Genomic DNA, 22730 nt, shown 5'->3' on the forward strand with positions numbered 1-22730 from the left:
GGGGCCGGGTTCGTCAACCGGCCCGCTGCGACAGCGCCAGCGCCGCCGTGACGATCAGCGCGATGCCGGACAGAAGCAGCAGCCCCAGCGCGACGCGGCGGATCGTCAACGTCGTGACCGGCGGCGGGAACCTTCGGGCGGCCCAGGTGCCCGCCCCGGTCGCGGCCATTGCACCGATGCCGGCGATCACGGCAAGGCGGCTCACGCTCTGGTCCGCGACCGACAGCCCCAGCCGCCATGCCTGCGTCACCACGAAGAAGCTGACCAGCGTCACCCGCACCGACTGCAGGGGCAGGGGCTGGCGATAAAGGAGCCAGATGACCGGCGGCCCCGAAGTGGCAAACAGCCCGCCCATGATCCCGCCCGCGGCCCCGGCGGCGACGAACCCGCCCGGTCCCGACCGCTCGGGCCACGGATGGGGCTTGCCCACCAGTTGCAGCGCCGCAGCGGTGATGAAGACGCCCAGGATCAGCCGCAGCCAGTTTAGCGCCCCCGTCGCCATCAGGCCGAGAAGCCAGTAGCCGAGCGCGATCGTGGGCAGCGCGCCCAGCAACGACGCGATCAGCGCGGGCCGGTCCGCCGCGCGGTGGTCGCGCGACAGCACCATCGCCCCGTTCACCAGCACCAGCACCGACACGATCTGGGCCGTGACCTGCACCGGCAGCAGGTGAAACAGCGTCGCGCCGCTGACCACGAGCAGCCCCAGCGCGAAGCCGGTCAGCGTCTGCGTCCATGCGCCGGCGGCGGCCAGCAGCCAGAACGCGGCAAGCTGGATCCAGCCGGGATCAGCCATTCCGGCGATCGGTGGCCATCAGTCCCGGACGCCCCTGAACCGCTCCTGCCATTCCTCGCGGCTCTCGTCGGAAATCTTGGCGAACATCACCTCGGGCACGTCGAAGGCGTGGCCTGGGGGCAGGGCGCGAAGCGCAGCCTCCGCGTCGTCGGGCCAGCTGCGGTCGCTCGTCCTCATCGCCGCCAGCATCGTGTCGGACGCAAAGGGAATGAACGGCTGCGACAGCACGGCGTAAAGCCGGATCAGGTTCAGCCCCAGCCGGACCTGCATCGCGGCCTTCGCCTCGTCGGTCTTGAAGGTCGACCACGGCGCGGCCGCCTGCAGGTATTCGTTCCCCAAGACCCAGATCGCGCGCAGCTCGGCCGCGGCCTTGCGGATCTCCATCGCTTCCATGAACCCGGCATAGGCGCCGATGCGGACCTGCAGCGCGTCGATCAGCGCGGTCTCGTCGGGCCCGTGATCGCCGCCTTCCGGGACGACCTCGCCGAACTTCGAGCGGCAGAACTTGGTGATCCGGCTCACGAAGTTGCCGAGCACGTCGGCCAGGTCCTTGTTCACCGAGGCCTGGAAGTTGTCCCAGGTGAACTCGCTGTCCGAACCCTCGGGCGCGTGGCTCAGCAGCCACCAGCGCCAGTAGTCGGCGGGCAGGATCGACAGCGCCTGGTCCATGAACACGCCGCGGCCCTGGCTGGTCGAGAACTGGCCGCCGTCATAGGTCAGGTAGTTGAAGGACTTGATGTAGTCGACGAGCTTCCACGGCTCGCCCGACCCGATGATCGTCGCGGGGAACGACAGCGTGTGGAAGGGCACGTTGTCCTTGCCCATGAACTGGGTGTAGCGCACGTCGTCCGCGCCTTCGTCCAGCCGCCACCAGCGCCGCCATTGGGCTGCGGGCAGGCCGCGCGCGTCGGCCCATTCGGCGGTCGCGGCGATGTATTCGACGGGCGCGTCGAACCAGACGTAGAAGACCTTCCCTTCCATCCCGGGCCAGGGCTCGTCGCCCTTGCGGACGGGGATGCCCCAGTCGAGGTCGCGGGTGATGCCGCGGTCGCGAAGCCCGTCGCCGTCGTTGAGCCATTTCTTGGCGATCGAGGTCGTCAGGACCGGCCAGTCGGTCTTGCTGTCGATCCAGTCCGACAGTTCCTGCCGCAGCGCGGACTGGCGCAGGTACAGGTGCTTCGTCTCGCGCACCTCGAGGTCGCTCGACCCCGAGATCGCGCTGCGGGGCTCGATGAGGTCGGTCGGGTCCAGCTGCTTGGTGCAGTTCTCGCACTGGTCGCCCCGCGCCTTGTCGTAGCCGCAGTTGGGGCAGGTGCCCTCGATATAGCGGTCGGGCAGGAAGCGGCCGTCGGCGTTGGAATAGACCTGCCGCTCGCTCACCTCGGCGATCAGGCCGTTGTCGGCCAGCCTGCCCGCGAAATGCTGTGTGAGCCGGTGGTTCTGCGGGCTGGAGGAGCGGCCGAAATGGTCGAACGACAGCCCGAAGCGGCGGGCGATGTCGGCCTGGACTTCATGCATTTCGGCGCAGAACTCGGCGACCGGCAGCCCGGCCTTGGCGGCCGCCAGCTCGGCCGGGGTGCCGTGTTCGTCGGTGGCGCAGACGAACATCACCTCGGCCCCGCGCGCGCGCTGGTAGCGGGCGAACAGGTCGGCGGGCAGCTGGCTGCCGACGAGATTGCCCAGATGCTTGATGCCGTTGATATAAGGGATGGCAGAGGTGATGAGATGGCGCGCCATTGTCAGCCTGTATCGTGTGTCCGGCGCTTATAGCTGCCGCTTTTTGAAAGGAGAAGCCGCACCCCATGAGCTTCGTCCACCCGGCCCGCGCCCTGCTTCCCCGTCCCCTGCTCGTGGCGCTGACCGGCGCCTCCGGTGCGGGCAAGACAACCGTCGCGCAGCATGTCCGCAGGCTGAGGCCGGCGCTTCCGGTATTCGGCTTCGACGACATCGGCATCCCGGACTTCGAGACGATGCGGCGCGAACACGGCTCGGAACTGGGTTGGCAGCGCGCCACGATCGGGCGCTGGATGCGCCGTCTGCGCGAGAGCAGTCATCCCGTCGCGGTGCTGGAAGGCCAGATGATGGTGCCGTTCCTGGCCGAGGTTGCCGGCGAAAGGGGCGCGCCCGGCGTCGTCGCGCTGATGCTGGACTGCGACGATGCGATGCGGTTCGAGCGGTTGAGGGTGCGCGGCACCCCGCACCAGATCGGCAACGCCGTCGTCGCCCGCGCCGAGCAGTTCCGCCAGCATGCCGCGGCGGCGGGCGTGCCGGTCCTGAACACCTGCCGCATGCCCTTCGGATCGGTGGTCCGCACCGTGCTGGCACATTGCGAACACGGGCCGCGGCCGATCCTGCACCGCAAGGCCTTCCATTCCCGCCATCGCGCGGCCTTCGCGTGGCTGTTCTAGCCGCAGGCGGCCCGCGGGTGCCTACCGCCGCCGGTCGCGCCGTGCGCTCATCGGCTGGAAGGCGACGCCGACATGGGCCTCGCAGTAGGGCTTGCCGGGCTGGCTCGGCAGGCCGCAGAACCAGAACTTGTCGGTCGCGGGGTCGCCGATCGGCCATTTGCAGGTGCGCTCGGTCAGTTCCATCAGCGTGAGCTTGCGCGCCTTCTTCTCGACCTCGCGGACCGAAGCGAGCGCCTCGGGCGAGATCTCGTTGGCCGAGGGCTGGGGCGGCAGCGGCTGCCCGGCGGGGACGATGGGGCGGCGCGGCGGGTTGAAGGCCAGCACGGGCGCGTCGTCCTCGTCCTCCGCATCTTCGACCTCGATCCGGTCGGGGCCGGTCGCGGGATCGTCGCGTTCGTCCGGTTCCTCGACGGCGGGTTCGGGGCGGTCGACGTCGGGTTCGGGTTCGGGCTGCGGACCGGGCTCGTCCGGGGCGGGGCGGCCAGGGTCGCGGCCAGGATCGGCGGCGGCGGCATCGGGGCGGGACGCGCGGTTCGCGGCCGGCCTGGCGCGCGCGGCCGCGGGTGCCGGCGCCGCAGGCTGCTGTTCGGCCGCCGGGGCCGGGGCCGAAGCCGGGGCCGGGGCGGCGGCGCCCGGCGCCTCGCCGCCCTCGGTCCGGTTCGACAGGCCCAGCCGGTGCACCTTGCCGATCACCGCGTTGCGGGTCACGCCGCCCAAGTCCTTGGCGATCTGGCTGGCCGACAGGCCTTCGGCCCACATGCGTTTCAGGGTCTCGACGCGTTCATCCGTCCAGGACATGGATAGCCTTCCTTGGTGACCGGCCGGATCGCACGGGCTTGCACATCCGCCGAGGGCCGTCTTTAAACCGGGATGCTTGGGAATAAGCCCTGACCCCCCGGAATTCAAGGATGACGCGCAAGATGACCCGGCGTTCCACCGACCTCGATCGCGAGCTTCTGGGCGAGATGGGCGTGCGCCGCTTCGGCCGCGTCAACTGGCTGGGGCTGCGGACCCTGATCGAGCGCGAGGTGCGCCGCTTCATGGCCGTCTGGCAGCAGACGATCTTCGCGCCCCTGATCACGGCGGGGCTGTTCATCGTCGTGTTCGTGCTGGCGCTCGGCCGCGACCGGGGCGAGATCATGGGGATGCCCTACGTGGCCTTCCTGGGACCGGGCATCCTGATGATGACGGTGATCCAGAACGCCTTTGCCAACAGCTCGTCCTCGATGATCTCGGCCAAGATGCAGGGCAACATCGTCGACACGCTGATGCCGCCCCTGTCGGCGGGCGAGATCCTGACGGGCTATCTCGTCGGCTCGCTGTTCCGCGCGGGGCTGGTGGCGCTGGTGATCGCGTCGGGGCTGGCGCTGACGCTGGGCCTCGTGCCCGCGCGGCCGCTGTGGGCGGTGGCCTTCGTCGTCCTGGGGGCGCTGATCATGGGGGGCCTTGGGCTTCTGGCCGGGATCATTGCCCAGAAGTTCGACCAGATGGCGGCGATCACCAACTTCATCGTGACGCCGCTGTCCTACCTGTCGGGCACGTTCTACTCGGTCGAGGCGCTGCCCGAGCCGTTCCGCACGCTGTCGCACTGGAACCCGATCTTCTACCTGATCGACGGCGCCCGCTACGGCTTCGCCGGCGTCAGCGACGCGCCGCCGTGGCGCGGGCTGGCGGTGTGCCTCGTGGCCTCGGTCGTGGTGAACTGGATCGGCTGGCGCTGGCTGAGGACCGGCTACCGGATGAAGCCCTGAGGGCTTCCTGACCGGCAGCCGCTCCCTTCCGGGGCCGCGTCGTCCGTCACCATCGGGCGCGCGCCGCGAGGCTTTCACCGCGGGCCGGGCGTGCCTGGACTCGCCCGCATCAAAAACGCGGGCGTCCGCCGCGTCCTCAGGCGCGGGTCGCGCCCTCGGGCCAGGTCTCGCCCGCGCTGATCCAGCCGTCGCCCCGCGCCCAGAACCGGCGCAGAAGCAGCGCGGCGGCCGCGGTCAGGCCCACGCACAGCCCCGCCCACAGCCCCTGCGGTCCCATCCCGCCGTGGAGCGCCAGAAAGTAGGCGGCCGGCATCCCGATCAGCCAGTAGCTGACGATCGTCAGGACCAGCGGCACCCGCGTGTCCTGCACCCCGCGCAGCAGGCCCAGCCCGACCACCTGCATCGCATCGACGATCTGGAACGCGCCGGCATAGACCATCAGGACCGCCGCCATCGCCACGATCCGCGGCGCCGCCGGATCCGCGGGGTTGAGGTAAAGCCACGCGAGCGGCCCCGGCGTCAGGATGAAGAATGCCATCGTCAGCGCGGCGAAGGCCACGGACATCAGCATCACCGTCGCCGCCGCGGCCCGCAGCCCTTCGCGGTCGCCCGCGCCGCGGGCCGCGCCGATGCGGATCGTGCCCGCGTTCGACAGGCCGATATGGACCATGAACGCGATCGAGGCGAGCTGCAGGGCGATGCCGTGGGCGGCCAGCGCCTCGGGGCCGAACCAGCCCATCATCAGGTTGGTGCCGGCGAACATCCCGATCTCGGCCACGGTCGTCAGCCCGATCGGCAGGCCGAGCACGAAGATCTCGCGCATCGCGGTCCAGTCGGGCTTCCAGAAGCGGCGGAACAGATCGAAGCGCCGCGCCGCGGGCAGCCAGGCCGCGAACAGGGCGAGCGCGCCGAACTGAAGCCAGTTCACGACGAGCGACGCGATCCCCGCGCCGGTGATGCCCCAGGCGGGGAAGGGGCCGGGACCGAAGATCAGGAGCCAGTTGAACAGCGCGTTCAAGGGCAGGCCCAGCACGGTGATCCACATCACGATCCCCGCGCGGCCGAGCGCGGCAAGGTAGCTGTTCAGCGTCATCGCGCAGAGCACCGGCGCCATCGCGAACAGCATGACCCGCAGCCATTCCTGCGCCAGCGCGGCGACCTGCGGCTCCTGCTCGAAGGCCGTCAGCACCGCGCCCGAATGCCACATCAGCGGCGCCATCACGGCGGAATGCAGGATCGACAGCCACAGCGCCATGCGGGTGGCGCGGCGGACCTCGGTGTCGTCGCCCCGCGCCAGGGCGTCCGCAACCCGCGCCATCAGGCCCATCGCGTAGCCGCTGCCCGCCATGTAGACGACGAGGAACAGCGAGGTGGCAAGCACCAGCGCGGCCAGCGAATCCACGCCCAGCCGGGCGACCAGCAGCGTGTCGGTCACGCCGATGGCCATGCGCGCGAGATGGCTGCCGATCAGCGGCAAGGCCAGCATCAGCGTCGGCGCGACGTGGGGACGGATCGGGGCCATGCGCCCCCATCGCATGGCGCCGTGAACGAGACAAGACGGGCGGATCGGGCGCCCCGCCCCGCGTCAGTCCAGCCGGGTGGGGAGGGTCAGGCCGCGCAGCACCTCGGCGGCAGGCATCGGGCGCTTGCCCTGGCGCTGCGCCTCCAGCACCTCGACCGCGCCGGGCCTGCTGTCGCCGCCCGTCCCGTTTGCACCGCCGCAGGCGACAACGAAGCCGCCCAGCACCTCGCCGGGGGCGCCTTTGCCCGGCACGAGGCGGGACCGCAAGAGCTTCACCCGCTCGCCCGCGATCTCGCACCAGGCGCCGGGGAAGGGCGACAGGCCGCGGATCAGCCGGTCCACCTCGGGCGCGGGGCGGGTCCAGTCGATCCGCGCCTCGGCCTTGTCGATCTTGGCGGCGTAGGTGACGCCCGCGTCCGGCTGCGGCACGGCGGGAAGGGGCAGGCGGGCCAGCGTCCCGACGATCAGCGCCGCGCCCATGCGGGCCAGGCGGTCGTGCAGGTCGCCGGTGGTGTCGGTCGGGCCGATGGGCGTCCGCGCTTCGGCCAGCACGGGGCCGGTGTCCAGCCCCGCCTCCATCTGCATGATCGCGACACCGGTCTCTGCGTCCCCCGCCATCACCGCCCGGTGGATCGGCGCGGCCCCGCGCCAGCGCGGCAGGATCGAGGCGTGGATGTTGAGGCAGCCGAGCCGGGGCGCGTCCAGGACCGGCTGCGGCAGGATCAGCCCGTAGGCGACGACCACGGCGACGTCCGCGCGCAGGTCGGCGAAGGCCGCCTGATCCTCGGGCGCGCGAAGCCGTTCGGGGACGCGCACGGGTATGCCAAGGACCTCCGCGGCCTCCTGCACGGGCGAGGGGCGGGGCTTCTGCCCGCGTCCGGCGGCGCGCGGCGGCTGGGAATAGACCGCGACGACCTCGTGCGTGGCGGCGATGGCCTGAAGCGCAGGCACGGAAAACGCGGGCGTTCCCATGAACACGACACGCATCGGCAGTCCCCCTGTCAGCGTTTGCGGACTGGTAGCGCGAAGCGCGGGGCGCCGGAAGCCGGGACGTCAGCGCCGCGACAGCTTCGCCGATTTCGCGACCAGCATCCTGCGCTTCAGCGTGGACAGGTGATCGACATACATCCGCCCATCCAGATGGTCGATCTGGTGCTGGACGCTTGTCGCCCACAGACCGACGAAGTCGCGCTCCTCGACCTCGCCCCGCTCGTTCAGGAACCGCACCGTCACGGCGCGGGCGCGCTCGATCCGGGCGAAGACGCCGGGCAGGTTGGGGCTCGCCTCGTCATGGGCGCGCAGCTGGACGGAGGCGTGCAGGACCTCGGGGTTCGCCATCCGCACCGCCTGCCCGCGCTGGTCCGAGGCGTCGACGACCGCCAGCCGCAGCGTGACCCCGATCTGCGGCGCGGCAAGGCCCACGCCGGGCATCGCGTCCATCGTGTCGATCATGTCGGCCCAGATGCCGCGCACCTCGTCGGTGATCGCCTCCACCGCCGCGGCGGGCGTGTGCAGGCGGCGGTCGCCGTAGGGCACGAAGGGGCGGACCGGCACGGCGTTCAGCCCCCGCTGCGGACGTCGTCCACGATCAGGATCCCGTCGAGATGGTCGAATTCGTGCTGCGCGATCCGCGCCTCGGCGCCGGTCAGTTCGTCCTCGAACGCGCGGCCCGACAGATCGAACCAGCGCATCCGCACGGCCGCCGGGCGCGCCACCCGCACCGGCGTGTCCGGTATCGAGAGGCATTGTTCCTCGGCCGTCTCGATCCGGTCCGAGCGCGACAGGACATGCGGGTCTAGCATGATCAGGGGCGACGGCGCCCCGGACTTCCAGTCCGCGTCCATGACGAACATCCGCACCGCCCGTCCGACCTGCGGCGCGGCAAGGCCGCGTCCCTTCGCGGCGTACATGGTCGCCAGCATGTCGGCGGCCAGGCGCTCGCGTTCGGGCGGCGGCATCAGCGCGGCAGGCCCGCACGCCTCGCGCAGGCGCGGGTCGGGGTGGCGGACGATCGCCAGCACGTCGCCGGGGGCGGTCAGCGCGGGGGTCCGGTCAGGCACGTTCACGGTCCAGTTCGCGCTTCAGCTTGACCATCTTGCGGGTGATCATCTGCCGCTTCATGGGGCCGATATGGTCGATGAACAGCTTGCCGTTCAGGTGGTCCAGCTCGTGCTGCGCGCAGGTGGCCCACAGCCCCGCGAAGTCGCGTTCATGCAGCTTGCCGTCGAGGCCGGTCCAGCGCATCCGCACCTCGGCCGGGCGCGTCACCTCGGCGTAGATGTCGGGGAAGGACAGGCAGCCCTCGTCATAGGTGTTCAACGCCTCGGAGGTGCTGACGATCTCGGGGTTGACCAGCACCAGCGGCTCGGCGTCGGCATCGGGATCCTTGCTGCAGTCCATCACGAACATCCGCTGCAGCACGCCCAGCTGCGGCGCGGCGAGGCCCACGCCCGGCGCGTGGTACATCGTGGCCAGCATGTCGGCGGCCAGCGTTTCCACGTCCGGGGTGATGCGGGCGACCGGGTCGCAGGCGCGCTTCAGCCGCGGATCGGGGTGCAGGAGGATATCTCTGATCGTCATCCGCGCCATGTAGGCCAAGGCTTTCCGCCGCGCAACAGATCGGTATGCTGCGCGCGAAAGCGCAGGGGCAGGGGACTGATGATGGCCGACATCGACTTCGACACGCTGATCGACCGCCGCGGCACGATGTGCAGCAAGTGGGACGACGTGCAGGCCCTGTTCGGCATCGACGATCCCGACGCGCTGGCGATGTGGGTCGCGGACATGGACTTCAAGGCGCCCGACGCGGTCCGCCGCGCGCTGGAGGAGACGGTCGCCCACGGCATCTACGGCTATCCCGGGCAGAACCTTCCCTATCTCGACGCGATCCGCTGGTGGATGGCCGAGCGGCACGGCTGGCAGATCCAGCGCGACGACATCCTGTCGGCGCACGGCCTGGTCAACGGCACGGCACTGGCGATCGACGCCTGCACCCGGCCGGGCGACGGCGTGATCCTGATGACCCCGGTCTACCACGCGTTCGCCCGCGTGATCCGCGCGGCGGGACGCGAGGTGGTGGAGCTGCCGCTCGCGCTCACCGACGGGCAGTACGAGATGGACTGGGACGCCTGGGCGTCGCGGCTGACCGGGCGCGAGCGGATGCTGATCCTGTGCTCGCCCCACAACCCCGGCGGCCGGGTCTGGACCGTGGAGGAGCTGCGCCGGGTCGCCGCCTTCTGCCGCGAGCGCGACCTGGTGCTGGTGTCCGACGAGATCCACCACGACCTTGTCCTGCCGGGCGCGCCCGCGCACACCCCGACGGCGGTCGCCGCGCCCGACTTCGCCGACCGGCTGGTGACGCTGACCGCCGCGACCAAGACCTTCAACATCGCCGGCGCGCATATCGGCAACGCGATCATCACCGACCCCGCGCTCCGCGACCGGTACAAGGGGCGGCTGATGGCGCTGGGGATCTCGCCCGGCCTCTTCGGATTGCCGATGGTGACGGCGGCCTATTCGCCCGAAGGGGCGGAATGGGTGGACGCGCTGCGGACCTATGTCGGCAAGAACGCCCGCATCTTCGACGACGGGCTGGCGCGCATCCCCGGCGCAAAGTCGATGAAGCTGCAGTCGACCTACCTCGCCTGGGTCGATTTCAGCGGCATGGGGCTGTCGGCCGAGGACCTGCATCGCCGGATCGAGGGGCAGGCCCGGATCGCGGCCAACCATGGCGAAAGCTTCGGCCTGGGCGGGGAGTGCTGGATGCGCTTCAACCTCGCCACGCCGAGCGCGCGGGTGCACGAGGCGGTCGCGCGGCTGAGGGACGCGTTCAAGGACCTTCAGTGACGGATGCCGCCCGGCGGCGCCGGAAAGGGCAGGGACGGAAAGGACAGGGCGGGCGATGATCGCGCGGCTGTTCGCCGCCCTGTCGGTGGCGGCGGTGCTCGCCGGCGGCGCGATCCTGTGGTGGCCGGGGCTGGTGCCGCTGCCGGTCCCGGTGCCGCCGCCGGTCATCCGGCTGCCGTTCCCGCGCCTGCCGCTGCCCCCGCGGCCCGAGCCGAAGATCGCAAGCCCCGTCCAGCGCATTCTGATCGAGAAATCCGCCCGCCGCATGACCGTCTGGCAGGCCGAGGGGCCGCGCAAGACCTACGCCATCGCGCTGGGGTTCGCGCCCGAGGGGGACAAGGCCGTGCAGGGCGACGGCCGCACCCCCGAGGGCGTCTTCAGGATCGACCGCCGCAACGATCGAAGCGCCTACCACCTGTCGCTGGGGCTCGACTATCCGCAGCCGCACCACCGCGCGGCGGCCCGCAGGCTCGGCCGCGATCCTGGCGGCGACATCATGATCCACGGGCAGCCGAACCAGGTTCCGCCCGGCACCCGCGTCCCCGGCGACTGGACCGCGGGCTGCATCGCCGTCACCGACGCGCAGATCGAGGAACTGTTCGCCCACACCGCCATCGGCACCGAGGTCGAGATCAGGCCCTGAGCGGCAGGCCGGCAGCGTGATCCGTCGGACCGGACCGCTTCCGTTCGCGAAATGCCGCGCCGTTTTGCCTTCCGCGCCGGGCCGTCAGTCCAGCAGCCGCCCCAGGTAGCCCCCGTATTCGTTCTTGCCGAACAGCCTTGCCCGCGCCCGCAGGTCGTCGTCGCCGATCCAGCCGTGCTCGTGTGCGATCTCGTCGGGGCTGCCCGACTGCATCCCCTGCCGCTGTTCCAGCGTGCGGACGAAGTTGCCCGCGTCGAGCAGGCTCGCATGGGTCCCGGTGTCGAGCCATGCGTAGCCGCGCCCCATCCGCTCGACGTTCAGCCGCCCCTCGTGGAGGTAGGTTTCCAGCAGCGTGGTGATTTCCAGCTCGCCCCGCGCCGACGGCTTCACCGACCGGGCCCGCGCAGGCGCGTCGGCGTCGAGGAAGTAAAGCCCCGTCACCGCGTAGTTCGACGGCGGCACCTCGGGCTTCTCGATGATCTGCACGGCCCGGCCTTCGCCGTCGAAGGCGACCACGCCGTAGCGTTCAGGGTCGGCCACGTGATAGCCGAAGACGGTCGCGTCCGCGCGCGCGTCGGCCTGCCGCAGAAGCTCGGTCAGGCCGTGACCGAAGAAGATGTTGTCGCCCAGCACCATGGCCGAGGGCGCGCCGGCCAGGAAGTCCTCGGCCAGGATATAGGCCTGCGCCAGCCCGTCGGGCCGCGGCTGCACGATCCATGCGAACCTCAGGCCCCACTGGCTGCCGTCGCCCAGCAGGCGCTGGAACTGGGTCTGGTCGTCGGGGGTGGTGATGATCGCGATCTCGCGGATGCCCGCCAGCATCAGCACGCTGATCGGATAGTAGATCATCGGCTTGTCGTAGATCGGCAGCAGCTGCTTCGACACGCCCATCGTGATCGGATAGAGCCGCGTTCCAGACCCTCCGGCCAGGATGATCCCCTTCCGCTGGGCGGGCGTCGCTTGGGTCATGCGGAAAGTCCCTCGATCACGGGTTTCAGGCTGTCGCGCCAGTCGGGGCGCGGGATGTCGAAGTCGCGGGTGATGGCCGCGCAGTGAAGGCGCGAGTTCAGCGGCCGCCGCGCGGGCGTGGGATAGTCGCTGGACGGAATGTCCGCGACCTCGGGCGACAGGCCGGACTGCGCGAAGATCTCGCGCGCGAAGTCGGCCCAGCTCACGTCGGGGGCGCCCGCGAAATGGTAGATGCCGCCCTTCGCGGGGTCGGCCGCCATCGCCGTCGCCATCGCCAGCACCGCGCGCGCGATGTCGGCGGCGGCGGTCGGGCCGCCGATCTGGTCCGCGACGATGGTCAGGCGCGGACGCTCGGCACCCAGCCTGCGCATCGTCTTCACGAAGTTCGTGCCGTGCGCCGAAAACACCCAGCTCGTCCGCAGCACGGCCCACTGCCCGCCGGCGGCGGCGATGGCACGCTCGCCCGCAAGCTTGGTCGCGCCGTAGACGCCGAGCGGTCCGGTTTCCGCGTCCTCGGCCCGCGGCTGGTCGCCCGAGCCGTCGAACACGTAGTCGGTCGAGATGTGGACGAACGGCACGCCCAGTTCCGCGCAGGCGGCGGCCATGGCGCCGGGCGCGTCGGCGTTCACCAGCCGCGCGGTGTCCGCGTCGGATTCCGCCTTGTCGACGGCGGTATAGGCGGCGGCGTTGATGACCGCGCGCGGGCGCGCGTCACGGATCAGCGCGGCGCAGGCGGCGGGGTCGGTCAGGTCCGCCTCGTCCCGCCCCACGAACCGTGCGCCCGGCGCGATCCGCGCCAGTTCCAGCGCGACCTGCCCGGTCTTTCCGAAGATCAGCAGCCCGTCCATCCGCGCCCCCTCAGCCGGTCCCGAGCCGCTTGCCCACGCCCTCGCGGTCCAGCAGCGGCTGCCACCAGTCCTGGTTGGCGAGATACCACTCGACCGTGCGGCGCAGCCCTTCCTCGACCGTGACCGAGGGGCGCCAGCCCAGTTCGGTGCGGATCCGCGTGGGGTCGATCGCGTAGCGGCGGTCATGGCCCGGCCGGTCGGTCACGAAGGTGATGAGCCGGTCGTGGGGGGCGGCGTCGGGGCGCAGGTCGTCCAGGTGCGCGCAGATCGTGCGGACGAGGTCTATGTTCCTCGCCTCGTTCTCGCCGCCGATGTTGTAGCTGCGCCCGTTCTCGCCCCGTTCGAGGCACAGGAGCAGCGCGTCGGCGTGATCCTCGACATAGAGCCAGTCGCGCACGTTGCCGCCGTCGCCGTAGACCGGGATCGGCTGGCCCGCCAGCGCGCGCAGGATCACCACCGGCACCAGCTTTTCCGGGAAGTGGTAGGGGCCGTAGTTGTTGGAGCAGTTCGTCAGCACCACGGGAAGGCCGTAGGTTTCGTGCCACGCGCGCACGAGGTGGTCGGACGCGGCCTTGGACGCCGAGTAGGGGCTGCGCGGGTCGTAGGGCGTGTCCTCGGTGAACTGCCCGGTCTCGCCGAGCGAGCCGAACACCTCGTCGGTCGAGATGTGGTGGAAGCGGAAGCCTTCGGGCCTGCCCTCGCGGGTCCACCAGGCGCGCGCGGCCTCGAGCATGTTGTAGGTGCCGTTCACGTTCGTTTCCACGAACGCGCCGGGGCCGTCGATCGACCGGTCCACGTGGCTTTCGGCGGCAAGGTGCATCACCGCGTCGGGCCTGTGCGCCGCGAAGATGCGGTCCAGCGCCGCGCGGTCGCGGATGTCGGCGTGTTCGAACGCGTAGCGCGGGCTGTCCGCGACCGGCGCCACGTTCGCCGCGTTGGCCGCGTAGGTCATCGCATCGAGGTTCACCACCTCGTGCCCCCGCGCCACCGCAAGCCGCACCACGGCGGAGCCGATGAAGCCCGCCCCGCCCGTCACCAGTATCTTCATGCCTCGACCTTGAAAGGGGATTTCCAGTCCTGGAACGGGGTCGCCGCCCGGTCCTTGTCCGACAGCACCGGGTCGCTCACCCCCCAGTCCACGTCGACGCTGTCCCAGCGCACCGCGCCGTCGCTGTCGCGGTCATAGTAGTCGGTGCACTTGTAGACGATCTCGGTGTCATCCTCGCGCGTGACGAAGCCGTGCAGGAACCCCGCGGGCACCCACAGCTGGCGCCCGTTCTCGGCGCTGAGTTCGACGCCGACGGCGCGGCCCCAGTTCGGGCTGCCGACTCGGCCATCCACGGCCACGTCGAACAGACGCCCGCGCCCGCAGCGCACGAGCTTGCCCTGCGCGTGCGGCGGCGCCTGGTAGTGCAGGCCGCGCAGCGTCCCCGCGCGCGCCGACAGCGAATGGTTGTCCTGCACGAATTCGGGCAGGTGGACGCCCGCCCGTTCCAGCGTGCGCCGGTTCCAGCTTTCGGAAAAGAAGCCGCGTGCGTCCCCGTGCCGGGCAGGGGTCAGGATCAGCACGCCGGGAAGCGCGGTTTCTTCGATCTGCATGGCTCGTGCCGCTTTGTTTCGGTCGCGATGTCATTGCCACTAAACGCTTGCGGCGAAAACCCCCCGACGCTTGGCAAGGTTACCGCTCAGCGGGTAAGCCCCGCGAATGCGGACGAGGGTGTGACATGCGGATCGTGGGTGGCAGGTTGCGCGGGCTGAAGCTCGCGGAAGTGGGTGACGGCGACCCGGCGGCGCACCTGCGCCCGACCACCGACCGGGTGCGCGAGGCGATGTTCAACCTGATCGAGAACAGCGCCGGGATCCCGCTGGACGGCAAGCGGGTGCTCGACCTCTTCGCGGGCACCGGCGCGCTGGGGCTTGAGGCGCTGTCGCGCGGCGCGGCGCGGGTCGCGTTCGTGGACGACGGCGCGGCGGCCCGGGCGCTGCTGCGGGTGAACGTGGAAAAGGCCCGCGCGATGGGCGTGACCGACATCTGGCGGCGCGACGCCACCGACCTCGGCCCGAACCGCGGGCCGGGCTACGACGTGGTGTTCCTCGACCCGCCCTATGGCCAGAGGCTGGGAGAGGCCGCGCTCGCCTCGGCCCTCGCGGGCGACTGGCTCGCCCCCGGTGCACTCGTCGCGTGGGAGGAGGACACCGCCCCGGTCCCGCCGCCCGGCCTGACACGGATCGACCAGCGCCGCTACGGCTCGACGCTGGTGACGCTCCTCCGCGCGGCGGGCTGAGCGCTTCTTCATCGGCGGAACATCCCGTGGACCGGGGCGGCCCCGGTCTGGCGCAAGCCGCCGGTTCAGCCCTTCGGCCGGAACGCCTTCACCCGTCCCTCGTCCGTCTCGATCCGCGCGGCGCCGATCAGGTCGAGGCAATAGGGAACCGCCGCGAACACCGCATCAAGGCAGGTGGCGATCGCCGCGGGCTTGCCGGGCAGGGTGATCATCAGGCAGGCGTCGCGGATGCCCGCCGTCTGTCGCGACAGGATCGCGGTCGGCACCCCTTCCGCCAGCGACGCGCGGCGCATCTCCTCGCCGAAGCCGGGCAGTTCCTTCTCGATCACGTCGGCCAGCGCCTCGGGCGTCTCGTCGCGGGGGGCGGGGCCGGTGCCGCCGGTGATCAGGATCAGGTCGGCGCCTTCGCCATCGGCCAGCTTGCGCAGCGTGGCCGCGACGCCTTCGCGGCCGTCGGGGACGATCTCGCGCGTGATCTCGAGGGGCGAGGTGATCACTTCTCGCAGCCAGTCCTCTGCCGCGGGGCCGCCCTTGTCCTCGTACTCGCCGCGGCTCGCGCGGTCCGACACCGTGACGATGGCGATTCGGGCGGTGGTGCGCTGATCGGCGCGCGGGTTCGGGCTTTCGGCCATGGCAGGCTCCTTGGTGGCGCGGCCATCCTGCCGGGGATCGGGGCCGATGTGAACCGACGAAAAGGCCCGCGCGAACGCGGGCCCTTGATCGTGCTTGCAAAGGGATCAGCCGCGCCTGTTCCGCTGCGCGACCAGCTTCAGCCGCAGGGCGTTCAGGCGGATGAAGCCTGCCGCGTCCTTCTGGTCGTAGGCGCCGGCGTCGTCCTCGAAGGTGACGTGCGCCTCGGAATACAGCGACTGGTCCGACCAGCGGCCGACGCAAGCGACCGAGCCCTTGTAGAGCTTCAGCCGCACCGTGCCCGACACGTGCTCCTGGCTCTTGTCGATCAGCGCCTGCAGCATTTCGCGTTCGGGGCTGAACCAGAAGCCGTTGTAGATCAGTTCCGCATAGCGCGGCATCAGGCTGTCCTTGAGATGGCCGGAGCCCGCGTCCAGCGTGATCTGTTCGATCCCGCGATGCGCTTCCAGCAGGACGGTGCCGCCGGGGGTCTCGTAGATGCCGCGCGACTTCATGCCGACGAAGCGGTTCTCGACGAAGTCCAGGCGGCCGATGCCGTGCCTGCCGCCAAGCTCGTTCAGGCGGGTCAGCACCGTCGCGGGCGACATCGCCTCGCCGTTGATCGCGGTCGCATCGCCGCGTTCGAAGGTGATCTCGACGTATTCGGGCGCGTCCGGCGCCTCTTCCGGGCTCACGGTGCGCTGATAGACGTAGTCCGGCGCCTCGTCGGCCGGGTTTTCCAGCGCCTTGCCTTCGGACGAGGTGTGCAGCAGGTTCGCGTCCACGCTGAACGGGGCCTCGCCGCGCTTGTCCCTGGCGATCGGGATCTGGTTGGCTTCGGCGAACTCGATCAGCTTCGTGCGGCTGGTCAGGTCCCACAGCCGCCACGGCGCGATCACCTTGATCGCGGGATCCAGCGCATAGGCCGACAGTTCGAACCGGACCTGGTCGTTGCCCTTGCCGGTCGCGCCGTGCGCCACCGCGTCGGCGCCGTGCTGGTGCGCGAGTTCCACCAGCCGCTTCGCGATCAGCGGCCGCGCGATGGACGTGCCGAGAAGGTAGAGCCCCTCGTAGACCGCGTTGGCGCGGAACATCGGGAACACGTAGTCGCGCACGAACTCCTCGCGGACGTCCTCGATGTGGATGTTCTCGGGCCTGATGCCCAGCAGCTCGGCCTTCGCGCGCGCGGGCTCCAGCTCCTCGCCCTGGCCCAGGTCGGCGGTGAAGGTCACGACCTCGCAGCCGTATTCGGTCTGCAGCCACTTGAGGATGATCGACGTGTCGAGCCCGCCGGAATAGGCAAGAACGACTTTCTTCGGCGCGGCTGCGTTCATCGGTCGGATCCCTCGTCCATGGTTTTCGCGCGGGATAGTGCGAAAGAACGGGTGCGACAAGGGATTCTGGGGGATTGCGGGGGATTCCGGCCCCGCGGACCCGCGCGCGCTTGCCAACGGGTGCCGTTCGCGCGATGGCAGGTGCCATGACCGAGTTCACCGATAGCGTCGCCCGCGCCGAAACTGCCATCCGGGCGCTGTTCGACCCGACCCCCCTGCAGCGCAACGACCACCTGTCCGCGCGGCACGGCGCCGACATCTGGCTCAAGCGCGAGGACCTGACGCCCGTGCGCAGCTACAAGCTGCGGGGCGCGTTCAACGCCATGCGGCTGTCGGGGGCGACGAAGGGGGGTGACGCGCATTTCGTCTGCGCCAGCGCCGGCAACCACGCGCAGGGCGTGGCATTCGCCTGCCGGCATTTCGGGGCGAAGGGCACGATCTTCATGCCGGTGACGACGCCCCAGCAGAAGATCGCGAAGACGCGGATGTTCGGCGGCGACGCGGTGCGGATCGTGCTGACGGGCGACTATTTCGACCACACGCTGAAGGCCGCGCAGGACTTCGCGTCGACCAAGGGGGCGGTGTTCCTGTCCCCCTTCGACGACCCCCGCGTGATCGAGGGGCAGGCGACCGTCGCGCAGGAGATCGCCGCGCAGATCGCGGGCGGCGCGCCGGATCTGGTCGTGCTGCCGGTGGGCGGCGGCGGGCTTGCCGCGGGCGTCACGCGCTGGATGGCCGACGCGCTGCCCGGCACGCGCTTCGCCTTTGCCGAGCCTGCGGGCGGCGCGAGCCTGCTTGCCGCGCTGAAGGCCGGACACCCCGTTTCCCTGCCGCGCGTGGACAGCTTCGTGGACGGCGCGGCCGTCGCGCGGCTGGGCGACCTGCCGTTCCAGGCGCTGGCGGGGTTTTCGCCCGACCAGGTCCATCTCGCCCCCGAGGACCGGATCAGCGCGACGATGCTCGACATGCTGAACGTCGAGGGGATCGTGCTGGAACCCGCGGGGGCGCTGTCGATTGACGTGCTGGGCGATCTTGCCGACGCGGGGCTGCTCGCGGGGCGGCGCGTCGTCTGCGTCTGCTCGGGCGGCAACTTCGACTTCGAGCGCCTGCCCGAGGTGAAGGAGCGCGCGCAGCGGTTCCGCGGCGTCAAGCGCTACTACATCCTGCGGATGCCGCAGCGGCCCGGCGCGCTGCGCGAGTTCCTGACGCTCCTCGGCCCCGACGACGACATCGCGCGGTTCGAATACCTCAAGAAATCCGCCCGCAACTTCGGGTCGGTGCTGATCGGGATCGAAACCTCCGCGCCCGGCAACCTCGACGCGCTGTCGGACCGGCTGGCGCAGGCGGGCTTCGACTGGCGCGACATTACCGGTGACACGGTGCTGGCGGAATTTCTGGTGTGACCGCCGCTTAACCGCGGCTTTACCCCCGGCTGCTACCCCTCGGGGCATGACGCAGCCGAATCGATTGCAGCCCTTGCGGGATCCCATGGTGACCGACGCGACCCGGCGTCAGTCCCGCCGCGTGGTGCTGCTTGTCGATGACAGCCGCAGCTTCAGCGACCTGCTCGCGCTGCAGCTTCGGCAGGCGGGCTACGTCGTCAGGCAGGCCGGATCGGGGGAACGCGCGCTCGCCATGTGCGCGGAACAGCGGCCCGACATCCTGCTGACCGACTGGGAAATGCCGGGCATGTCGGGGCCGGACCTGTGCCGCGCCTTCCGCCAGCTGCCGGCCACGACCTACGGCTACGTGATCCTGCTGACGGGGCGGCGCGCGGAAGGGGACGCGATCCACGCGCTGTCGGCGGGCGCGGACGATTTCCTGACCAAGCCTGCAAATAGGGGCGAGCTTCTGGCCCGCATGGCGGTGGGCGAACGCGTGCTGACGATGCAGGAACGGCTGCTGGCCACCAACGCGCGGCTGCAGTCGGCGCTGGACGAGCTGCACCAGACGCAGGAGGAGATGGAGGCCGACCTGCGCGAGGCGCGCAAGATCCAGCAGGGGCTGGTGCGCGAACGGCAGGCGCGGATCGGCGGGTTCGACCTGTCGCTTCTGATGCGGCCGTCGGGGCATCTCGGCGGCGATCTCGTGGGGTTCCGCCCGGCCGGGCCGGGGCGCTTTGCCGCCTATGCCATCGACGTGTCGGGCAGCGGGGTCACGGCGGCGCTGCTGACGGCGCGGCTGGCATCCTACCTGTCGGGCGCGGACGCGGAGCTGCCCGGGCGCGGCATCCTGCCGGAGCCGCGGCAGGTCGTCCACGCCCTCAACCGCCTGATGATCGACGAGGTGCGGTCGGACGCCTATCTCACGATGATCCACGCCGACATCGACGCCGCGAGCGGCCGGATGCGGCTGGTGCAGGCGGGCCATCCCCACCCGATGCTGCAGCGCGCCGACGGCCATGTCGAGCCGGTGGGCAGCGGCGGCATGCCGGTGGGCATCTTCCCCGACGCCGAGTTCGAGGAGATCGAGCTGCAGCTGTCGCCGGGCGAGCGGCTGTTCATCGCCTCGGACGGGGTGACCGAGGCGGCGAGCCCGCAGGGCGAGCAGCTCGGCGACGAGGGGCTGATCGCTGTCATGCGGACCAACGCCCCGCTGCGCGGGCCGGTGTTCCTGGAATCGCTCTGCTGGTCCCTGTCCGAGTTCAGCGGCGGCAGCCGCATGGACGACATGTCGGCGGTGCTGCTGGAATACGGGCCAGAGGTGAAGGCGCAGGAATGACGACCGTTGGTCCCGGCCTTCCCCCCGAAAGGAAAACGGCGGCCCGCTGCATCGCAGGGGCCGCCGCCGAGGGAACTTCAGGATGCCGCGTCCTAGATCAGCAGCACCTGGGTGCCGACCGTCGTCAGGGTGAACAGTTCCTTGATGTGCTCGTTGTAAAGCCCGATGCATCCGTTCGACGACTTGCGCCCGATCTTGCGGGTGTCGTGCGTCCCGTGGATCCGGTAGTACTGCCAGCTCAGCCACAGCGCGTGGGTGCCCAGCGGGTTGTCCGGCCCGGGCGGCACGAAGTCCGGCCATTCGGGGTTGCGCTGCTTCATCTCGGGCGTGGGGGACCAGGACGGGCCCTCGACCTTCTTGATGATCTCGGTCCGGCCGCGGCGGGTCAGGTCCTCGCTCACCGGGATCGAGGTCGGGTACAGGCGGAAGACCGACTCGTCCTCGGACCAGTAGGTGAGCGCGCGCGAGGTCAGGTCCACCAGCACCGCGCCGTTGGTCAGGTTGTCGAAATAGGGGCGCCAGTCCGCGTGCATCCGGAAGCTGGAAATGTTGCGGCGGCTGTCCTGCGCGCTGTCGTACTGGACCACGCCCGCGTCGGGGGTTGCGCCAGCGGGCGCGCCCTGCAGCGGCTGGCCGGTATAGGGGTCGATGGCCTGCGCGAGCGCGGGCGCGGCAAGCCCGGCCGCGCCGACGCCCAGGGCCGCGCCCGAAGCGAGAAAGCTGCGCCGGCTGAAGGAAGATGCCGGTTTCGTGGTCATTGCTCCACTCCTCATTGAGCGGCCGCTCTGCGGGCGGCCCTGTCGTCATTCGCCTGCATTTCGCATAAGGCGCGCGCGCGCCGCGGAGCAATTCACCGAAGCGTCATCGACCGCGGCTGTTGCATGGTTGCACAGGTGCAACGATGCATCGGGCGATGGGCCGCGCGGGCAGGCTCACGCAATCTTGCGTTTCGGGCGCGTCGGGCCGGGTCTATCTGCACGGGAAAAAGCACGAAATTATCGAGGGATCGCGATGAAAAAGCTTCCGTACCTGGCCCTGGCCGCCATGCTGGCGCTGGCCGCCTGCCAGACCGCCCCGCAGCCGACGCTCGGCCCCGACGGAAAGCCGATCCCGGTCGCCTACCGGATCACCCCCAAGGAAGAGGCGCAGATCCCCGTCCGCCTGCTGGGGCAGGTCAACATCCTGCGCCAGCAGTCGGGCCTCGCCCCCCTTGCGCTCAGCCCGCAGCTGAACGCGGCCTCGATGGCGCATGCCCGCGACATGGCCGCGCAGAACCGCGCCTGGCATTTCGGGTCGGACGGGTCCTCGCCGCTCGACCGCGCCAAGCGGCAGGGCTACTTCGGTCCGCTGATCGGCGAGAACATCTCCGAAACCTACGAGAACGAGATCTCGACCCTGTCGGCGTGGATGCAGGCGCGCGACACTCGCGACGTCATCATGGACCCGTCGGCGACGCAGCTGGGCATCGGCTGGCTGCAGGAGCCCACGAACAAGATCTGGTGGGTGCTCAACATCGGCGGCTGACACCGGCGTGGCACGGCGGCCCGGCCCGCGGCACCTGACGGAGCGGGCAGGGGCCTTCCCCGCGGTCAGCGGGGCGCCCGCCCGGCCGCCGCCTTCAATCCGGGACCAGCATGTAGCCCGCGCCGCGCACCGTCTGCAGGTAGCGCGGTTCGCGCGGGTCGCGTTCCAGCTTGCGGCGCAGGCGCGTCATCTGCACGTCGATCGCGCGTTCGGAGTTCTCGCCGCCGTCGTCGGGGCTGCGGCCCAGGTCCTCGATCAGCTGCGCGCGGCTGACGGGCTCGCCCGGCGTCTCGGCCAGGCGCCGCAGCAGGGTCTGCTCGCTTCCCGTGAGGCGGACATGGGTGTCGCCGTGCATCAGCTCGCCCTTTGCGGTGTCGTAGCGCAGCTGCCCCAGCGACATGAAATGCGGCAGCCGCGTCTCGGGCGCGGGCGCGCGGCGCAGGATCGCGGCGATCCTGAGCAACAGCTCGCGCGGCTCGAACGGCTTGGGAAGATAGTCGTCGGCGCCCGATTCCAGCCCCTCGATCCGGTCCTCGGTCTCGCCCTTCGCGGTCAGCAGCAGGATCGGCGTCTGCATCCGGCGGCGCAGGTCGCGGGTCAGCGAGAACCCGTCCTCGCCCGGCATCATCACATCCACGACGAGCAGGTCGAACTCCAGCCCCGCCAGCAGCCGCCGCGCCTGCGCCGCATCGCGCGCCGTCGTCACGAGGTAGCCGCTGCGGACGAGAAAGCGCCGTAAGAGGGACCGGATGCGTTCGTCGTCGTCCACGACCATGACATGCGCCTCGGGCGGGCGCGGGGCGTCGGCGGCGCGGGCGGGCCCTTGCCCCTCGCCGGCCGTTCCGGCGGCGTCCGGGTCGGTCATCGCCGGTCCTCGGGCAGGTCGCGCAGCGCCTGGAACTGGCGCAGCGTGTCGCGGTCCATCATCGCCTCCAGCACCTGGCGGAAGCCCGCAACCGCCTGCGGCCCGGTAGCCCGGAAGGCCGCCCGCATCCGCGCGCGCTGGCTTTCCGACAGCCGCCGTTCCAGCGCCGCGCCCTTGTGGGTCAGGTACAGCTCGCGCTCGCGCCGGTCGCGGCGCCCGACGCGGCTTTCGACCAGCCCTTCCTCGATCAGTGTCCTGAGCACCCGGTTGAGCGACTGCTTGGTCACGCCCAGCACGTCGAGAAGCGCGGTCACGGTCAGGCCAGGATCGCGGTGGATGAAGTGCATGGCGCGGTGGTGGGCGCGGCCGAACCCGATCTCGTCCAGGATCATGTCGGGGTCCGAGGTGAAGGCGCGATAGGCGAAGTACATCGCCTCGATCCCCCGCCGCAGCTGCTCGTCGGTGAGAAACAGAAGGCCTTCGCCCCCGTCGGGGACCGAACTCGCGGCGCGACCGACCGCTACTCGTCTCGACATCTGCATCGCCGTCTCCGCGCTGGGGGCCTTGCGCCTTACATTATGGCAGGCTTGT

Annotated in this window: 25 protein-coding genes; 8 read left to right on the forward strand and 17 right to left on the reverse strand. The window is 70.7% G+C overall.

The window, feature by feature from the left end; translation table 11 throughout:
• Positions 1-13: 13 nt before the first annotated feature.
• Complete coding sequence (locus tag ELI80_RS05395; protein WP_136650091.1) at positions 14-793, reverse strand: TSUP family transporter; 780 nt, start codon at positions 791-793, stop codon at positions 14-16.
• 18 nt (positions 794-811) lie between these two features.
• Positions 812-2530: a methionine--tRNA ligase gene (gene metG / locus ELI80_RS05400; protein ID WP_136650092.1), complete on the reverse strand. Its 1719-nt coding sequence runs from the start codon at positions 2528-2530 to the stop codon at positions 812-814.
• A gap of 65 nt (positions 2531-2595) precedes the next feature.
• Here metG and ELI80_RS05405 point away from each other — a divergent pair, with 65 nt between their 5' ends.
• The gene (locus ELI80_RS05405; RefSeq protein ID WP_136650093.1) at positions 2596-3201 is read left to right on the forward strand and encodes an AAA family ATPase; all 606 of its coding nucleotides are present in this window, start codon (positions 2596-2598) and stop codon (positions 3199-3201) included.
• A 21-nt stretch (positions 3202-3222) separates the two neighbouring features.
• Here ELI80_RS05405 and ELI80_RS05410 read toward each other — a convergent pair whose 3' ends face one another.
• Positions 3223-3999, reverse strand: coding sequence for a GcrA family cell cycle regulator (locus ELI80_RS05410; RefSeq protein ID WP_136650094.1), 777 nt, complete (start codon positions 3997-3999; stop codon positions 3223-3225).
• 122 nt (positions 4000-4121) lie between these two features.
• On the opposite strand from ELI80_RS05410, the gene ELI80_RS05415 reads away from it, so the two are divergent.
• Entirely contained in the window at positions 4122-4952 is an 831-nt protein-coding gene (locus ELI80_RS05415) for an ABC transporter permease (RefSeq protein ID WP_236641344.1), read from the forward strand.
• Between the two features lie 136 nt (positions 4953-5088).
• Here the strand turns inward: ELI80_RS05415 and ELI80_RS05420 are convergent, their stop codons facing one another.
• The 5 genes from ELI80_RS05420 to def (ELI80_RS05440) form a co-directional block, all read right to left on the reverse strand.
• Positions 5089-6474, reverse strand: coding sequence for an MATE family efflux transporter (locus tag ELI80_RS05420; RefSeq protein WP_236641345.1), 1386 nt, complete (start codon positions 6472-6474; stop codon positions 5089-5091).
• Positions 6475-6537: 63 nt separating this feature from the next.
• The gene (fmt, locus tag ELI80_RS05425; protein WP_136650096.1) at positions 6538-7461 is read right to left on the reverse strand and encodes a methionyl-tRNA formyltransferase; all 924 of its coding nucleotides are present in this window, start codon (positions 7459-7461) and stop codon (positions 6538-6540) included.
• A gap of 66 nt (positions 7462-7527) precedes the next feature.
• Positions 7528-8028, reverse strand: coding sequence for a peptide deformylase (def, locus tag ELI80_RS05430; RefSeq protein ID WP_136650097.1), 501 nt, complete (start codon positions 8026-8028; stop codon positions 7528-7530).
• Positions 8029-8033: 5 nt separating this feature from the next.
• Positions 8034-8534, reverse strand: coding sequence for a peptide deformylase (gene def / locus ELI80_RS05435; protein ID WP_236641346.1), 501 nt, complete (start codon positions 8532-8534; stop codon positions 8034-8036).
• Positions 8527-9054, reverse strand: a complete 528-nt coding sequence (gene def / locus ELI80_RS05440) for a peptide deformylase (protein ID WP_236641347.1) — start codon at positions 9052-9054, stop codon at positions 8527-8529. The genes def (ELI80_RS05435) and def (ELI80_RS05440) overlap by 8 nt, the downstream gene beginning before the upstream one ends.
• 81 nt (positions 9055-9135) lie before the next feature.
• Here def (ELI80_RS05440) and ELI80_RS05445 point away from each other — a divergent pair, with 81 nt between their 5' ends.
• Together ELI80_RS05445 and ELI80_RS05450 are read left to right on the forward strand one after the other, a co-directional pair.
• A complete protein-coding gene (locus ELI80_RS05445; protein WP_136650099.1) occupies positions 9136-10320 on the forward strand; it encodes a MalY/PatB family protein in 1185 nt (394 codons plus the stop codon).
• A 55-nt stretch (positions 10321-10375) separates the two neighbouring features.
• A complete protein-coding gene (locus ELI80_RS05450; RefSeq protein ID WP_136650100.1) occupies positions 10376-10963 on the forward strand; it encodes a L,D-transpeptidase family protein in 588 nt (195 codons plus the stop codon).
• An 84-nt stretch (positions 10964-11047) separates the two neighbouring features.
• Here the strand turns inward: ELI80_RS05450 and rfbA are convergent, their stop codons facing one another.
• The 4 genes from rfbA to rfbC are packed head-to-tail and all read right to left on the reverse strand — an operon-like array spanning position 11048 to position 14379.
• The gene (gene rfbA / locus ELI80_RS05455) at positions 11048-11932 is read right to left on the reverse strand and encodes a glucose-1-phosphate thymidylyltransferase RfbA (protein WP_136650101.1); all 885 of its coding nucleotides are present in this window, start codon (positions 11930-11932) and stop codon (positions 11048-11050) included.
• Positions 11929-12780 carry a dTDP-4-dehydrorhamnose reductase gene (gene rfbD, locus ELI80_RS05460; protein ID WP_136650102.1) on the reverse strand — a complete coding sequence of 284 codons (852 nt, stop codon included), beginning with the start codon at positions 12778-12780 and terminating at the stop codon, positions 11929-11931. The genes rfbA and rfbD overlap by 4 nt, the downstream gene beginning before the upstream one ends.
• A gap of 10 nt (positions 12781-12790) precedes the next feature.
• Positions 12791-13828, reverse strand: coding sequence for a dTDP-glucose 4,6-dehydratase (rfbB, locus tag ELI80_RS05465; protein ID WP_136650103.1), 1038 nt, complete (start codon positions 13826-13828; stop codon positions 12791-12793).
• Positions 13825-14379, reverse strand: coding sequence for a dTDP-4-dehydrorhamnose 3,5-epimerase (rfbC, locus tag ELI80_RS05470; protein WP_136650104.1), 555 nt, complete (start codon positions 14377-14379; stop codon positions 13825-13827). The genes rfbB and rfbC overlap by 4 nt, the downstream gene beginning before the upstream one ends.
• 125 nt (positions 14380-14504) lie before the next feature.
• Here rfbC and rsmD point away from each other — a divergent pair, with 125 nt between their 5' ends.
• Positions 14505-15065 carry a 16S rRNA (guanine(966)-N(2))-methyltransferase RsmD gene (rsmD, locus tag ELI80_RS05475; RefSeq protein ID WP_136650105.1) on the forward strand — a complete coding sequence of 187 codons (561 nt, stop codon included), beginning with the start codon at positions 14505-14507 and terminating at the stop codon, positions 15063-15065.
• Between the two features lie 65 nt (positions 15066-15130).
• Here the strand turns inward: rsmD and mog are convergent, their stop codons facing one another.
• The gene (gene mog / locus ELI80_RS05480; protein WP_136650106.1) at positions 15131-15697 is read right to left on the reverse strand and encodes a molybdopterin adenylyltransferase; all 567 of its coding nucleotides are present in this window, start codon (positions 15695-15697) and stop codon (positions 15131-15133) included.
• A gap of 105 nt (positions 15698-15802) precedes the next feature.
• Positions 15803-17029 carry an argininosuccinate synthase gene (locus tag ELI80_RS05485; protein ID WP_136650107.1) on the reverse strand — a complete coding sequence of 409 codons (1227 nt, stop codon included), beginning with the start codon at positions 17027-17029 and terminating at the stop codon, positions 15803-15805.
• A gap of 146 nt (positions 17030-17175) precedes the next feature.
• On the opposite strand from ELI80_RS05485, the gene ilvA reads away from it, so the two are divergent.
• Positions 17176-18432 (forward strand): threonine ammonia-lyase IlvA, encoded by a 1257-nt coding sequence (gene ilvA, locus ELI80_RS05490; protein ID WP_136650108.1) that lies wholly within the window; start codon positions 17176-17178, stop codon positions 18430-18432.
• A gap of 85 nt (positions 18433-18517) precedes the next feature.
• Positions 18518-19750, forward strand: coding sequence for a PP2C family protein-serine/threonine phosphatase (locus ELI80_RS05495; RefSeq protein WP_136650109.1), 1233 nt, complete (start codon positions 18518-18520; stop codon positions 19748-19750).
• A gap of 92 nt (positions 19751-19842) precedes the next feature.
• On the opposite strand, the gene ELI80_RS05500 is transcribed toward ELI80_RS05495, so the two are convergent.
• Entirely contained in the window at positions 19843-20508 is a 666-nt protein-coding gene (locus tag ELI80_RS05500) for a L,D-transpeptidase (RefSeq protein WP_136650110.1), read from the reverse strand.
• Positions 20509-20761: 253 nt separating this feature from the next.
• On the opposite strand from ELI80_RS05500, the gene dalA reads away from it, so the two are divergent.
• Positions 20762-21274: a divisome-associated lipoprotein DalA gene (gene dalA, locus ELI80_RS05505; protein ID WP_136650111.1), complete on the forward strand. Its 513-nt coding sequence runs from the start codon at positions 20762-20764 to the stop codon at positions 21272-21274.
• Between the two features lie 94 nt (positions 21275-21368).
• Here dalA and ELI80_RS05510 read toward each other — a convergent pair whose 3' ends face one another.
• Together ELI80_RS05510 and ELI80_RS05515 are read right to left on the reverse strand one after the other, a co-directional pair.
• Positions 21369-22049: a response regulator gene (locus tag ELI80_RS05510; protein WP_236641355.1), complete on the reverse strand. Its 681-nt coding sequence runs from the start codon at positions 22047-22049 to the stop codon at positions 21369-21371.
• Between the two features lie 86 nt (positions 22050-22135).
• On the reverse strand, positions 22136-22675 hold the full coding sequence (locus ELI80_RS05515; protein ID WP_136650113.1) for a MarR family winged helix-turn-helix transcriptional regulator: 540 nt from the start codon (positions 22673-22675) through the stop codon (positions 22136-22138).
• Positions 22676-22730 lie beyond the last annotated feature (55 nt).

It is taken from the genome of Paracoccus aeridis (genome assembly GCF_004923205.2).
GTDB lineage: Bacteria > Pseudomonadota > Alphaproteobacteria > Rhodobacterales > Rhodobacteraceae > Paracoccus > Paracoccus aeridis.